Source organism: Paenibacillus campi (assembly GCF_034659835.1).
In the GTDB taxonomy this organism is placed as follows: Bacteria; Bacillota; Bacilli; order Paenibacillales; family Paenibacillaceae; genus Saccharibacillus; species Saccharibacillus campi.
Genome location: NZ_JAXSQZ010000001.1, coordinates 1,126,073 through 1,141,648 on the forward strand (window position 1 = coordinate 1,126,073; position 15,576 = coordinate 1,141,648).

The 15,576-nt window shown below is 46.8% G+C and carries 12 protein-coding genes; all 12 read left to right on the forward strand.

Annotated elements, in window-relative coordinates:
• The first annotated feature begins 149 nt into the window (after positions 1–149).
• Complete coding sequence (locus U1I11_RS04530) at positions 150–314, forward strand: hypothetical protein (RefSeq protein ID WP_322904161.1); 165 nt, start codon at positions 150–152, stop codon at positions 312–314.
• A 302-nt stretch (positions 315–616) separates the two neighbouring features.
• Positions 617–1,513 carry an SDR family oxidoreductase gene (locus U1I11_RS04535; protein WP_322904163.1) on the forward strand — a complete coding sequence of 299 codons (897 nt, stop codon included), beginning with the start codon at positions 617–619 and terminating at the stop codon, positions 1,511–1,513.
• A gap of 385 nt (positions 1,514–1,898) precedes the next feature.
• Positions 1,899–2,438 (forward strand): histidine phosphatase family protein, encoded by a 540-nt coding sequence (locus U1I11_RS04540; protein ID WP_322904165.1) that lies wholly within the window; start codon positions 1,899–1,901, stop codon positions 2,436–2,438.
• Positions 2,439–2,517: 79 nt separating this feature from the next.
• On the forward strand, positions 2,518–3,621 hold the full coding sequence (locus tag U1I11_RS04545) for an NADH:flavin oxidoreductase (RefSeq protein WP_322904167.1): 1,104 nt from the start codon (positions 2,518–2,520) through the stop codon (positions 3,619–3,621).
• A gap of 434 nt (positions 3,622–4,055) precedes the next feature.
• Positions 4,056–5,345 carry an NAD-dependent epimerase/dehydratase family protein gene (locus tag U1I11_RS04550; protein ID WP_322904169.1) on the forward strand — a complete coding sequence of 430 codons (1,290 nt, stop codon included), beginning with the start codon at positions 4,056–4,058 and terminating at the stop codon, positions 5,343–5,345.
• A gap of 275 nt (positions 5,346–5,620) precedes the next feature.
• On the forward strand, positions 5,621–6,274 hold the full coding sequence (locus tag U1I11_RS04555) for a M48 family metallopeptidase (RefSeq protein ID WP_416235596.1): 654 nt from the start codon (positions 5,621–5,623) through the stop codon (positions 6,272–6,274).
• 127 nt (positions 6,275–6,401) lie between these two features.
• A complete protein-coding gene (dhaK, locus tag U1I11_RS04560) occupies positions 6,402–8,168 on the forward strand; it encodes a dihydroxyacetone kinase subunit DhaK (RefSeq protein ID WP_322904173.1) in 1,767 nt (588 codons plus the stop codon).
• Positions 8,169–8,643: 475 nt separating this feature from the next.
• Positions 8,644–10,227, forward strand: a complete 1,584-nt coding sequence (locus U1I11_RS04565) for a GGDEF domain-containing protein (protein WP_322904175.1) — start codon at positions 8,644–8,646, stop codon at positions 10,225–10,227.
• 295 nt (positions 10,228–10,522) lie between these two features.
• Positions 10,523–11,173, forward strand: coding sequence for a TetR/AcrR family transcriptional regulator (locus U1I11_RS04570; protein ID WP_322904177.1), 651 nt, complete (start codon positions 10,523–10,525; stop codon positions 11,171–11,173).
• Between the two features lie 213 nt (positions 11,174–11,386).
• Positions 11,387–12,040, forward strand: a complete 654-nt coding sequence (locus U1I11_RS04575) for an HlyD family secretion protein (protein ID WP_322904179.1) — start codon at positions 11,387–11,389, stop codon at positions 12,038–12,040.
• An 18-nt stretch (positions 12,041–12,058) separates the two neighbouring features.
• On the forward strand, positions 12,059–13,582 hold the full coding sequence (locus tag U1I11_RS04580; RefSeq protein ID WP_322904513.1) for a DHA2 family efflux MFS transporter permease subunit: 1,524 nt from the start codon (positions 12,059–12,061) through the stop codon (positions 13,580–13,582).
• Between the two features lie 65 nt (positions 13,583–13,647).
• The gene (locus U1I11_RS04585) at positions 13,648–15,162 is read left to right on the forward strand and encodes an efflux RND transporter periplasmic adaptor subunit (RefSeq protein WP_322904180.1); all 1,515 of its coding nucleotides are present in this window, start codon (positions 13,648–13,650) and stop codon (positions 15,160–15,162) included.
• Positions 15,163–15,576 lie beyond the last annotated feature (414 nt).

Below are 15,576 nucleotides of genomic sequence, written 5' to 3' on the forward strand. Positions count from 1 at the left end.
CCCGTACGCTTGTATACTCGAAAATAAAAATCGTATTTTAATAATTATAAACTGGCTTTCCAAAGGCGATTCATAAGTAATAAAACCGTTTAATAACACTCAAATCACCTAACAACCAGAGGCACAACGCCGAAAAGGGAGCGAGAACGATGAACGAAAATCGCAATGTCGATGTGGATAAACGGGAAGTACGGGTAGAGCGCAAATCTGACTCTGGCATGGTCGCTTCGACGTTTATTAAATATGCAGCTTATATTATTATTTTGGCGATTGTACTGTGGTTTGTCATTAAGTATATGTTGCCAATGTTTTAAGTGACTGTAGTGTAAGATCATGTGGAAGATTAGGGAATGATCTGTTGCTTCCTTATTATTTTACAACATATGAGTAAGACTGCATCATTGTATGCCCAGCCCAGCCTGCCAGCGTATGCTGCGGGTGTGGGCTGTTTGGCATGTAATTTTCCGGACTAAAGACAGGTTTGCAACGATAAGCTTGCATAATAGACAATTCAGTAGGTTCGTTTAGACTGCATCGATCACGGTTACATAAAAAGAGTTGGGATTGATGCAAGAACAGCATGTACATCTATCTAATTTAGAGGAGGGCATTCATCATGGCAGATCAATACACAATGCAAGACCCAACTAAGCAATTTACGAAAGCAGGGCCCGAATTCAAGCAGCAACAGCAAGAACCAGGCTTGCAAACGAAAATGACGCCAGTACCGGATTGCGGTGAGCAATCGTATCGTGGTACAGGCAGACTGGAAGGTCGCAAAGCGGTTGTTACGGGTGCCGACAGCGGAATCGGACGCGCTGCCGCTATCGCTTATGCGCGTGAAGGTGCAGATGTCGTACTGTCATATTTGCCGGAAGAAGAAGAAGATGCTCGTCAAGTTGTTGAACTGATCGAAGCGGAAGGCCGCAAAGCGGTAGCCGTACCAGGCGATCTGAAAGATGAGCAATACTGTGTACAGTTAATTGAAACGGCGGTGCGTGAGCTGGGTAGTATTGATATTCTAGCTAATGTTGCTGGTAAGCAGCAATATGTTGAAGATATCGCTGATCTGACGACCGAACAATTTGACCATACATTTAAAACGAATGTATACGGACTATTCTGGGTATGTAAAGCGGCAATTCCGCATATGAAACCAGGCAGCAGCATCGTCAATACATCGTCCATTCAAGCATATAGCCCATCGGAAATTTTGCTTGATTATGCGACAACCAAATCTGCGATCAACACATTCAGCAAAGCGCTTGCTCAGCAAGTGGCGCCAAAAGGCATTCGTGTTAATGTAGTAGCGCCAGGTCCGATCTGGACACCGCTGCAAGTCGTTGGCGGACAGCCTGCGGATGTGCTGCCGGAATTTGGCGAGCAAACACCGCTTGGTCGCCCAGGGCAACCGGTCGAAATGGCTTCAGCCTATGTGTATTTGGCAAGTCAGGAGTCGAGCTATGTAAGCGGCGAGACGCTGAATGCGAATGGTGGCATGCCAACGCCGTAATGAGCATGGATGAATGGTGCTTGCAATGAGTATACATTAGCTATGATCGTGAGTTAAACATGGATATAGTTGGCAAATAGGCAAGTATACAAATTGTTCAACTTACGTATGTTAAGCAACTGTATCGTACGGATGTTGAAGATATATTGTTAAATAAATCATCTATTGTTAAAATAAGCCTGGAGATGGCGCGGCATAAGCTGCACCTGTCCAGGCTTGTTGGTGTTTGTCTATAAATGAACGGCATACAGCATGCATAGTGCATAATGGGAACTGATCTACATGATCGACCGCATAAACTATCGGTATCGCGGCGTGGCAATACATACAAGCACAGCAACGACTATAATCGTTGCCACTCCATCGATAAAGGAGCATAGATGGAATGAAAGAACTATACATCATTCGCCATTGTCAAGCTACAGGACAGCAGCCTGCTGCACCGTTAACTACGCTTGGACAAGTGCAAGCGCAACATGTTGCTGCACAGTTATGTACACTTCCGCTCGATTATATCGTGTCCAGTCCATATGTACGGGCACTACAAACGATTGAACCGCTGGCGTTACAGCTGGGACTGCCTATACATACAGATGAACGTCTAATTGAGCGTGTGCTTTGCCATACCGATGAGCCGGATTGGCGTGCTATGCTGCGACGTACGTATGATGATATGGAGCTATGTTATACGGGTGGTGAATCGAGTCGGCAGGCGACCGAGCGTGTCAGCGCGGTTGTGGAACAGTTTAAGGCGAGCGATCATCGGTGTGCGGCGCTTGTGTCGCATGGCAATTTGATTTCGCTGTTGTTGCGTATGTATGACGGACGGATTGGTTTTACCGAATGGGAGCAGCTAACGAATCCGGATATGTATTATATACGGCTAGATGCGGAGCCGCCGGTCATTAAGCGAGTGCCGGTTTGATTTGCATAGATTGCTATGTTAAAGTATTGTCGTTACGAAAAATAATCAAATAGTACATCATATACGAGGAGGCTTATTAATGAACACTGCACCTTTGTTCCGTCCGTTTCATAGTGATAAGTTACAGCTGGATAATCGGGTCGTGATGGCACCGATGACACGTGGCTTCTCGCCAGGCAATATTCCTGGTGATGATGTGGCTGAATATTATCGCCGCCGCGCTGCCGGTGGGGTAGGGTTGATTATTACCGAAGGAACCGGGATTGATCATCCGGCATCTGTCAGCGGAGCGGCGATTCCGGTTTTTCATGGCGAGCAAGCGCTTGCCGGTTGGAAAAAGGTAGTTGATGCCGTTCATGCTGAAGGTGGCAAAATTGCCCCCCAATTATGGCATGTCGGTATGGCGCGTAACGTTGGGGATGAGCCAAATCCATCCGCCCAACCGGTTGGACCGTCAGGCTTCAATTTGAAAGGTGAGCTTGTTGGTGAACCGCTATCGGAAAATGAAATTGCCGATCTGATTCAGGCGTATGCACAGGCTGCTGCGGATGCAAAAAAGATTGGTTTTGACGCGATCGAGCTGCATGGAGCGCATGGCTATTTGCTCGATCAGTTTCTGTGGGAAGTTACCAATCGACGTACCGATCGCTATGGCGGCGATCTGGCGGGTCGTGCTACGTTTGCAGTTGAAGTGGTGCGTGCTTGTCGTGCGGCTGTTGGCGAGGACTATCCGATCATTTTCCGCTATTCGCAATGGAAAATGTACGATTATGGCGCACGTCTTGCCCAAACACCGGAGGAACTGGGACAATTGCTCGGTCTGCTTACCGATGCAGGTGTCGATCTGTTCCATGCATCTACCCGTCGTTTCTGGGAACCGGAATTTGCAGGTTCCGAGTTAAATCTTGCTGGCTGGACGCAAAAGTTGACTGGTAAACCAACGATCTCGGTCGGTTCGGTTGGATTGCAGGCTGAATTTACGCCTGGCGCTGCCCAAACCGAGGAAACCGATCCGACTGCACATTTGGACGAATTGCTGCACAAATTGGAGCAAAATGAGTTTGATCTGATTGCAATTGGTCGCGCACTGCTTAGCGACCCGGAATGGCCAAACAAAGTACGTGAACAGCGCAGCGATGATATTCATATGTTCAGCCGTGAGGCGTTGCAGACGCTCGTATAAATTGAACTGAAATCTATTGCAGTTAAATAGCTACGAATCAACCTGGTAGGCTGTCTCAAATAAAAATCAAGTTCGAACGTATCTGAGCGCATCTATGATCAAACGATGATCAGATCAACACGATATATGTATTTGATATAAGCTACTAGTGACTTGTCTCAGGAAAATGTAAGGTTGCGTCCATCTGAACCGTGCTTGAACCGTACAGCATTCAGACGAACACAATCCCTGGATAAATTTGAGACAAGCTACTAGCCTGACCGCTTGATAGGACTGGAGACCGTCATGCGGTCAGGCTTATTTTTTACATAAGACAGGGCGAGAGATTATGTTTGCGTTGACAGAGCGACACTACAATAAAAGTGGGTCTGCTGCCTCGCATAACAGGGCAGTGTACATGGACAACATCACATTACGGAAAAGGTGGGTTTCTATTGAATACTGCATCCGAACAAGCATGGACTGAGCAAAGGAAAAAGATTTTCGTATTAGGCGGAGACGGATTTTGCGGTTGGCCGACGAGTTTGCATCTGTCCCGGCTCGGTCATGATGTGATCATTATCGATAATTTGTCCCGCCGCAATATTGACAATGAATTAGAAGCAGGTTCACTGACCCCGATTCAGCCGCTCGGCATTCGACTTGAGGTGTGGGCGCAATTGAGCGGACGACGAATCAGCTTTGAGCGACTCGATCTGGCGCAGGAGTATGAACGATTGTTACAGTTAATCGTGCGGGAACAGCCGGATGCGATTATTCATTTTGCGGAACAGCGTTCTGCCCCATATTCGATGAAATCATCGCGTCATAAGCGTTATACAGTAGGCAATAACTTGAATGCGACTCATAATGTGCTATGTGCGATTGCTGAATCCGGGCTGGATATTCATTTGCTGCATCTTGGCACGATGGGCGTGTATGGTTATGGCACATCTGGCATGCAAATACCGGAAGGTTACCTCGATATCGAAGTGTTAACCTCACAAGGTGAGCGCGTGCAGCAGCAAATTTTGTATCCGACCAACCCAGGTTCCATTTATCATATGACCAAATCACAAGATCAATTGTTATTCCACTATTACAATAAAAATGATGGGCTGCGCATTACCGATCTGCATCAAGGCATCGTCTGGGGCACCAACATACACGAGACGATGTTGGATGAACGATTGATTAATCGTTTTGACTATGACGGTGATTATGGGACAGTGCTGAATCGATTTCTAATGCAGGCAGCGGTCGGGCATCCGATCGTTGTGCATGGCACTGGCGGACAGACACGCGCATTTATCCATATTCAAGATACAGTGCGTTGTGTACAGCTTGCGCTGGAACATCCACCTGTACGTGGAGACAGAGTGATGATTTTTAATCAAATGACCGAAACGCATCGTATTCGCGATCTGGCGGCACTAGTTAGCCGTTTGACTGGGGCTGAGATTGCGTATGTACCTAATCCGCGCAAAGAAGCGGAGGAAAACGATCTGCATGTACGTAATGAACTGTTCCTAGCGCATGGCTTACAGCCGATCAAATTAAACGAAGGCTTGTTGCAAGAAGTGACACGCATCGCTAAAGGCTATGCCCATCGCGCCGATTGGAGCAAAATCCCGGCGCGCAGCACCTGGACAAATGAACAGCAACCGGGCATATTGACAGTAGTAAATGAAGCGGATCAGGCGGCGCAAGTAGTTAAAGTAAGGGATAAACAGTCGGTGCGTTAAGTGCACGGAGAGCGGAAGTTGAGCACGCGCAATAGAAATAGCTAGAACGATTCAGTAGGCATCTTTACTCGGTTCGCAGCGAGCAGAGGTGCCTGTTTTCATTTCAAGCCATAATTATTAGCAGGTAACAAAGCACAGTATGTACACTACATCTTGCCATCGTGCCACTTTGCTCATCCATCCGCTCGTCGTGGTCCATTTATGTCGATCCAGTACATGCATGATATAATGAACCTAGCGCTTGAGGTAGAGATAAAGGGGAAATGACAGCAATGATCAACATTACGATTGGCGACTATACGGTCGCTTGCCATGTACAATATTCGCGGCGTGGCAAAGTGTCGATGCGGATGGAAAGTAATGGGCTATTGACCGTCCAGGCACCCAATGGCACGACAGCAGCGGAGATTGTACGCATAGTGCAGCGACATGGAGACTGGATTAACGAACAGCAGCATCGCCTTGCCAGTCAGCATCCATTGCCGCAAACGCGTGCCTATGAAGATTATGGTACGTTTATGCTGCTCGGACAGGAGCAGCCGCTGCAAAAGCTAATTGATGTGACCGATGCGGATGAGCAGCAATTGCGTACACGGCTGAAACGATATTATTTTATGACTTGCAAACGCATTATTCATGAGCGGATTACTGCTTATCAGCAGCAGCTGCGGGTCAAGCCTGCCAGCATCGAGATTGTCGAATCAACGACACGCTGGGGTAGTTGCAGCGCCGATAAAAAGCTGACGTTTAACTATCGGCTGGCGATGGCACCGGTTGAGGTGATCGATTATGTGATCGTGCATGAGCTGTGCCATTTGCTGCATATGAATCATGATCGTTCATTTTGGCGCAAGGTAGGCAGCCTGATGCCGGATTATAAACAAAAAGAACAATATTTAGCGCAATATGGACGTTATATGACGCTATAATTAAAATGTAAGTAAGCGCTTTACTAATGAGCGACGATTGCCGATTATGATTAGCGCAACCGCCAATAAGGTTAACTACGATGTGTGACCGAACGAGCCCAATACGTGATCAAAAGGAGGAAGACGGATGAAAAAAGTAATGAATCGTGCGGACGATATCGTACTGGAAATGGCAAAAGGCATGGTGCTCGCCCATCCCGAGCTGGAGCTAATTCCAAAGTACAAAATTATTAAACGCAAACAGATCGATCCTCATAAAGTAGCGCTTATTAGCGGTGGCGGCAGCGGGCATGAACCGGCACATGCAGGTTATATCGGCAAAGGGATGCTCGATGCAGCGGTCTGTGGCGATGTGTTTGCATCTCCGTCTCAAATTCAAGTGTATCAGGCTATTAAAGCAACGGCAGGTCAGCAAGGCGCACTGCTGATCATCAAAAACTATAGCGGCGATATGATGAATTTCAAAAATGCTGCTCATCTTGCCAGCGAAGATGGCATTCAAGTCGATTATGTTAAAGTGGATGATGATATCGCGGTCGAGGATAGTTTGTATACGGTTGGGCGACGAGGGGTTGCCGGGACGGTATTCGTACATAAAATTGCCGGAGCCGCCGCTGCGGAAGGGCGCGATCTACAAGGCGTGAAGGCAGCAGCGGAAAAGGCGGCTGCTCATGTGCGCAGCATCGGCTTTGCACTCACTTCCTGTACGGTGCCTGCTAAAGGAACGCCTACTTTTGCGCTAGGTGAGCATGAGATGGAATATGGGGTTGGTATTCATGGCGAGCCAGGGATGGAGCGGATCGAACTGACAGCGGCGAATGAACTGGCGCAGCGGATGGTCGGTGATTTGCTGCGTGATCTGAAGCTGGAGGCAGATGGCGCCGAAGTTGCGGTGCTCATTAATGGTTTTGGCGCGACTCCGCAGCAGGAGCTGTATTTGTTCCATCATGCGGTAAGTCGTGAATTGTCACAGCATAGTATTATCGTTCATCGCAGCTTTGTCGGCAATTATATGACAAGTATCGATATGGCAGGATTATCGGTCACATTGATGAAGCTCGACGATGAGCTAAAACAACTGCTATCTCGCGAAAGTGATACACCAGCATTTAAAGTGTCCGGACCGATCGAGCCGGTTTCATACAGTGATATCGACGAGGAGGCACAAGCACAGGAGTCGGTATCATATACGGTTGAGACTGATCCAGCGGCAGCGATCGTGAACGACAATACGATTACACTGGACAATCTGATCTATCTGATTGACCGGATGAGTGAAGTTATTATCGCAAATGAAGTGCCGTTTTGCGAGTTGGATTCCTTTGCCGGAGACGGTGATTTTGGGATGAGTATCGCCAAAGGATTCCGTCAATTGAAGCGCGAGTGGAAGACGATTTTGGCGCATCAGCCGCTTACGATCGGCAGCTTTTTGCATGATGTGTCGCTGATCATTATGGAATCATGCGGCGGTGCTTCCGGACCGATCTGGGGTTCGGCATTCCGCGCGGCAGGCAAAGCGGCAGGCGAGCGCACCGAGTTGACGATCGCTGCATTTGCCGATATGTTGCAAGCGGCAGTAGCGGGCATTCAATCGACAGGTGAACGATCGTTTGGACGCGGTGCTGTCGTAGGTGACAAAACATTGATCGATGCGCTCGTACCTTGCGCCGATAGCTGGAAGACAAGTGCACAAACCGGTGACGATGTGCAGACGGCATTTCGTAAAGGGGCAGAGGCAGCGGTTGACGGTGCCAAACGCACCGCTAATATTGTGGCGCGTATGGGCAGAGCAGGAGCGGTCGGTGAACGCAGTCTCGGTTATGCTGATGCCGGAGCACATGCGCTAGGCGTTATTTTCACAGCGCTGGCGGACAGTTTGCGTCAGCAGCATTAAGCGGGTGTTGGGCAAACGGAATACAATCTAGATGCTGTTTGGTAACATGGGTGGCAGCAGTGTGATCCGTTTAGCGTTAATATTGGATAGCGTATGGAGCGGTACGACGGTAAATATAAATATAAATATATTCCAAAAAATTGTTCATCAATAAATATATGTAATATAAATTAATTCATTTACAAAGAGCCTGTTTTGCTTCTAAATTAGAGAAACAGGCTTTTTGGATCGATGTTGCTGTCGGAAAAAAGACGTAAAAGGCAACTGAAATTGTCAAAAGTAGTAGTTTACATAAAAAATATGCGAAAATTCGTCATTTTTCGCTATTTATTGTTGTCAAATCGTGCTCGTTTTCTTACGATAAGAATACTGGAGACTTATACTGTTACCGTTACAGTGACATCAAAGACGATGTGAATTGGAAAGTAGTATAGGCTTTACGTGTAACCTACCTGAATCGGAAAGGAAATTGCCGATGAGCGCACTTTTTATGGATTTTTTGACGATCCAGTTGCCGACCTACTTTTTTATCTATATGGCGATTACGTTAATTTATCGAAACCGGCGCAGTATGATCAATCGTGTTGCCGCTTTGTTAATGGGCTCGCTTGTATTTTATTTTATGTTCGAATATTTGAAAACATCGCTGCTACCGGAGTATCAGATGCAGCTTGTACTATACGGTAGCGCACCGTCGTTATTGCTATTTATTAGTACGCTTGTTCATCTGTGCACATTGCTTGGTGGTGAGGTGACCTATTCGTTTAAGCGGCTTGTGCCAATCGTGTATGTGACACCGTATTTAGTATGGTTATGGTTTATCGTGATGTGGGATCATCAACTATTGTACAATGTGCATGTGACCGATGGGCGTAGCCCGCTTCATCCGACGTATTTGCTGGCGACGATCATCTTTGTGATCGGGTATATTTTGCTGTCGGTCGTGCTGCTGGCGGTGAGCTGGTATCACACAGTAGAGCGTAGACGGCGGAAAATTTTTCGGTCGCTGCTGGCAAGCGAGTTTTTGCTATTTGGCAGTTTTGCGGCGATTACGACATTGCTACAGTCAGGTGTGATCGTTACACGTGTGGCGATGATCTGTTATTTTATCGGCTATTTAGTGTGGGCAATCCGGCTGCGCCATTTGATCGGCAAATACAATATTATGCCGGATTATCGCAAGCTGTTTCAGGTGTTGTTTGAATCGGCGCCGACTGCGATTTTGCTGCTGGATGCCAAAGGTAGCATCAAAAAAATGAATCCGCGCGCACAGAGCTGGTTTGAAGGAATACCAGCTGCCGATATTGCGCAGCGGTTTGAGTTTAGGCAGGGGCAAGGCTTACAACAATTGCTCGCTTCGTATGTTGCGGAATCTGCTGTACAATCACATTGGGAAATGCGAGTGAACGATTCGCACAAACAGCAGCTTGATCTGATAGTCGGCATCGATCGGATTGAAGACGCGAATGAAGACTTGTTTGTACTGCATTTGACGAATGTAACTGTGCTTAAAGATACCGAGCGGCGGTTGATTGAATCGGAGCAAAGCTACAAACATAGCGCTTATCATGATCCGTTAACAGGACTGTACAATCGTACCGCATTAGAGGAAGAACTGCGCCTACGGACAGACGCGATAGCGCCATTTGCGGTCGTGATGATTGATCTGAATTATTTTAAACCGATCAACGATACGTATGGGCATGCGGTAGGGGATATGTATTTGAAATTTATTGCCGACTTGCTGCAAAATTTGCTCCACAAGCCTGGTGATGTAGTTGGGCGTATCGGAGGGGACGAATTTATTTTGTTGCTTAGTGTCGCTGATGCCAATTACGCTTATGTCGCTGAATTGGTAGACCGTCGACTCATGCTGCTGGACAATAAAATGTTCTGGTATGGCGAACGCGGTATTACCGTTTCGTTTGCCGCAGGGATGAGCATTTATACGGCAAATGGCGAAAATGGCAACAGTCTGCTCCGTTTGGCAGACGAAGATATGTATCAACGTAAACGTGCCCAGCGCAAAAGCCGTGAATTGCTCATTCGTGAGCTGTAATGATTTGCCAAAGATAGAGTCCGCTGTTTCGCCCTGGACGGGCAAACAGGCGGGCTTTTTTGTATGCCAATATGATTTTATTCCAGTTCATTTACATTCAACTAACAACGGCATAAAGTTTTATATGTATAAATTTTAATAATAAGATTGACACATGACACGGTGTCACCTATAATTCTCTATGTAACTTTTTACAACAATCTAAGCCTGCCTACAGCTAAGCGCCTTTTTATTCGTCATCGTATCGTATTATTAATCAAGCGTCCGGGGTTGCAGGGGGCAGTGGAGTGAACATATGCCAACCAAAACCTTTTTTAATTTGCCTGGGGAAAAGCGGCAAAACTTGATCGATGCAGCATTGCGTGAGTTTGCACGCGCTTCGTTTGCGGATGCGTCGATTGCGAATATTATTAAGGATGCTTGCATTCCGCGCGGCAGCTTTTATCAGTATTTTGAACATAAAGCGGATTTGTTTTTTTACATTTTGGAGGAGCATAGCGCCACAAACCGCGAGCGCATGATGTCGCTGGCGATCAAGCATCAAGGCGATTTGTTCACCTCAGCGGCAGAATTTTTTGAGACGACATTGCATCGTTTTATTCACGATGAGCGTAGCGAACAGCGCGAGTTTGCACGTAATATTTTCCTGAATATGAATTACAAAATTGAGTACAAGCTCATTTTGGATGTGAAAAATCCGACGACCCGCGAGCGGATACGCGATTTTTACCGCAACTATATGGGGTTGATCGACACAAGTGGATTGAACATCCATAGTGAAGAAGAACTGCTGCACTTGATCCAAATTTTGCGTGCGATTTTGATTCAGAACTTTATCCAGTTTTTTGCTGGCGAAGCGGATGAGCAAGAAGTGTTGCACCACTTTAGGCTAGAGCTGGAATTGTTAAAAAGAGGCTTATATACCGCTACGAGTAACGAAGCGTAAGGAGCGAAAGACCGGCGGCTAGTGCGCGCGATCAAAGCGTCCTCTAACTGCAATGTGTCTAACCCCAGTTCCTTGCTTTTTTTATGCCTGATGCCTCTAAATTGAGAAATTGGCATTGTATTATATTGTGCTGCTATCTATTTGTACAGATTGCACACATGCGATCGTTTTACCGATCATCCTATTTTATTAGAACTGCAGAGGTGGAGTACGTTGAAAAGAAAGATTATTTTGTCAATACTGGTTGTGCTGCTCGTCGTTAGCGGCGGAACAATCGGTTATTACTATTGGTATCAAGGCACCCATTATGTATCAAGTGACGATGCGCGTATCACTGCCGATCAATACAAAGTGATGCCACAAATTACCGCCGAAATCGATCATATCGATGTGGAAGAAGGCGATGTGCTGAAACGCAATGAGCCGCTCGCTGAGCAAAATGTATCCGGTCTGGATGCTAGCGTCATCAGCAAATCCGTGCTGCGCGCGCCGATCGACGGTACGGTGATCAAAGTGTATTCCAAACAGCACGAAATCGCATCCCCAAGCGCAGCGGTTGCGATTATGGCGGATATGAACAATTTGTATGTGTCGACCAACATTGAAGAAACCGATATTAATCGAATTAAACCGGGGGAACTCGTAGATGTGACGCTGGATGCGGACGGTAATCATGTGATCCAAGGTAAAGTTCGTAAAGTCGGACAGGCGTCCAACTCCGTATTTGCGATGATCGCAGCGACCAATACAAGCGGTAACTTCAACAAAGTTACACAGCGTATTCCGGTCGAAATTGCACTGAGTGTACCGCAAGGTATGACGCTCATTCCAGGCACAAACGTTGAAGTGAAAATTCACACATCTTAATTAAAGGAGGGGTCGATGGTGGCTTCCGAAGTTATTGCCGCTGCTCCTCCTGCTGATTCGCCGCGCGAGAAATGGCTTGCCTTTTTCGCGATTGTATTGGGCGCCTTTGTGGCGATTTTGAATAACAGTCTGATCAATGTGGCGATTCCGCAGTTGACGACCGACTTGGGCTCGACAACGTCGCGCATCCAGTGGGTCATTACTGGCTATACGCTCGCTTCCGGTATTATCGTACCGATTACGGGCTTTATGGAACAGCGCATCGGGTACAAAAAGTTTCTCATTGCAGCGTTGAGCGTATTTACGCTCGGCACAATATTTTGCATTTTCGCGTGGAGTGATACATCGTTGATCGCTGCGCGTATCGTTGCCGGTCTCGGTGGCGGTGTTATTATGCCGCTTAGCATGACGATCGTGTACAAAATTATTCCGCGTGAACAGATCGGGATGGCGCTGGGCATTTGGGGCATTGCCGCGATGGCAGCACCAGCGATTGGGCCGACATTGAGCGGTTATTTGATCGAATGGTTTGACTGGCGCTTTCTGTTTATCGTCTGTGTGCCGGTTGCCCTGTTTGCGATTTTGATGGTCATCTTGCTGATCAAAGAACCGCCGCCAGGAATCAGGGTCAAATTCGACCTGCTTGGCTTTCTATTGGCAGCTACTTGCGCTGGTACATTGTTATACGCACTGTCAAGCGGTTCGACCGATGGCTGGGGATCGTTCAAAATTGTCGGGCTGTTTTTTATCGCTTTCTGGGCGCTCGTATTTTTGATCTTTGTGGAGAGTGGGCAGGAGAATCCGGTCATTGATATTTCGTTATTTAAAAATTATAAATTTGCGATCAGTGTGATCACGTCCAGCTTTGTCATGATGGGGTTGTACGGTGGTACATTCTTATCGCCGTTATTCCTGCAAAATATCCAGTCGGTATCGCCGGTACATACCGGGATTATTTTGCTACCACAGGCGATTGCAATGGCGGTGATGATGCCGTTTGCCGGTAAATTATTTGACAAAATTGGCATCGTGCCGATCGGTCTAGTCGGTCTCACACTTACGAGTGTAATGACGTATCATCTGCACACTTTAACACCGCAAACACCACATTTATGGCTACAAATTGTGTTAATGTTTCGTGGAATGGGCATCGGTATTTGTATGATGCCATTGTCTACTGTCGGTATGAACGCTGTACCAAAAGAAAAAGTCGGCAAAGCTTCAACCGCGTCCAATCTGGTGCGTACGATTGCCGGTTCGATGGCGATTGCCATTTTGACATTCCTAATGCAAAGTCGTACCGCACTGCATAGTCAGCAAATTTCCGAATCGATTACGCCGGATGCGGCGAATACGTTTCAGTCGATGCTAGGTAGCTCATGGACGTCTACGGTGTCTGGTCTGATTACGCTTGATGCGTATTCACGCGGCATTGCCGATACATTCCTCGTATCGTCGATCCCGTTATTTTGCTCGATTCCGTTTGTGTTCCTATTTATTACAAGACGCAAAAAAAATGTGCTGCAAGAAACAAAAGTGTAAACAAACGCCGATCGCCATCTACGATCGCTTGAAAATTTGGATTACAGAAAGAAAGGGAACATGCAATGAACATTAAAAAATGGGAAGTTACCGCCACTGCATTGCTGCTCAGTTCGGTTATGCTGGCAGGTTGTTCAACCGCCGGTAGTGAAGCTGCTCAGCCAATGAGCGTAAATGTAAAAGTCGCCAGCGCCCAGCAGGGTATGATCGGTCAAGGCGATATTTATACCGGTACAGTCACACCGTCTGAAACGGTAAACATTATGCCCAAAATTTCCGGCAAAGTGTCCGCTGTCAATGTCGATGTCGGCACCGAAGTGAAAAAAGGTCAAGTGCTGTTAAAGCTGGAAGATAGCGATATCCGCGACAATTTGGACATCGCCAAATCGAATGTGAATGCGGCTACGGCTGGTGTAAATACCGCCAAAGATTCACGCGAGTCCGGTATGGTATCGGCAAGCTCCGGTGTCGTCAGCTCGAAAAACGGCATTATCTCGTCTCAGAGTGCGATCACACAAGCAAAAGGCAATATCAATTCTGCACAAGGTGCTGTCAACCAGGCACAAACAGCGGTCAAACAAACAGAAACCGCTGTCTCGACAGCAAGCAATACGATCAAACAAACAGCGGAAGCACTGGCGACTGCGCAAAAAACATTAACACGCACCCAGTCGTTGTTTGACAATTCACTGGCAACACAGGCAGAGCTGGAACAAGCACAAGCCGCTGTAGTGAACGCCAAAACTGCCTACGATAATGCGGTAAATGCGAAAGCAAATGCCCAAGACCAACTGGCAGGCGCGCAAAAATCGCTGCAAACTGCTCAAACCGCATTGTCAACCGCGCAAGAAGCATACGGCAATGCGACTAGCAGTTATGAAAATGCCAATTCCGGCTATAGCAATGCACAGCGTCAGCTTGAAGTGTCGCAAAGTACAGCAGGCATCGAAGCTAGCCAACAAAAGTTGGAGCAAGCGAAGCTAAACGTCCAAATCGCCCAAAACGCACTGGATGATGCGGTAGTGAAATCGCCAATTAACGGGATTGTCACAACGAAAAATGCAGAAGTGGGCGAAATGGTAAGCCCTTCTGCTGCTTCGATCGCCATCGCTAATCTAAGCACCGTCAATATGCTGATCTATGTACCGGCAAACGAGATCAATCAAGTGAAAACCGGTGATCAAGTGCAAGTACGTGTAGCTTCGTCCGATATCGTCACGAGCGGTAAAGTGACAACCATTAGCCCGATGGATGCGAGTGGTAACGGTTATCCGGTTAAAGTGACCGTATCTAACAGTGACGGCAAACTGAAATCCGGTATGCTTGCCGACATTAGCTTTGTGAGCAAAGATGCAAAGCAAGGGCTAATCGTACCGAGCAAAGCGATCCAAACAGACGGTGACAAACGCTACGTATATGTAATTACTAACGGTCATGCGGTACGTAAACAAGTGACGGTCGGATCAGATGTCGGCTCGGAAGCATTGATCACTAGCGGTCTGAAAAACGGTGATCGTGTAGCTGAGAACAATTTGGCACTGCTTAGCGACAATTCGCCAGTGACCGTATCGCAATATTAAAAGCAGTTCCATACAGGCATGAAGGAGAATACAGGCTGTTATAGACTGTATTCTCCTTTTTTTGATATAAAACGAATCGTTTTCAATGTACAGCTGGTGCATACTGTTTGATCCGGTACGTCATTGTTATATAAACTCCGGCACGAGTTGGCGGAGTTTTTTTTGTGTTTAAAATAGTTGCAATAAAAAGCTGACTTGCTCCACAATATGAGCGATAATATAGAAACTAGTACTTTTTCACGCATACGATCCTATACAAGTGCCACTCGATTCATTTCACTATAATTCAGAATAGATCGTAATGCGCGATATCATAAATTAACCATTACAAATATGTATAATATAGTAAATATCTTATAAAGTGAACTAAACGAACCGATATATAATACAGTAATGATGACGTAAAGTAAGGAG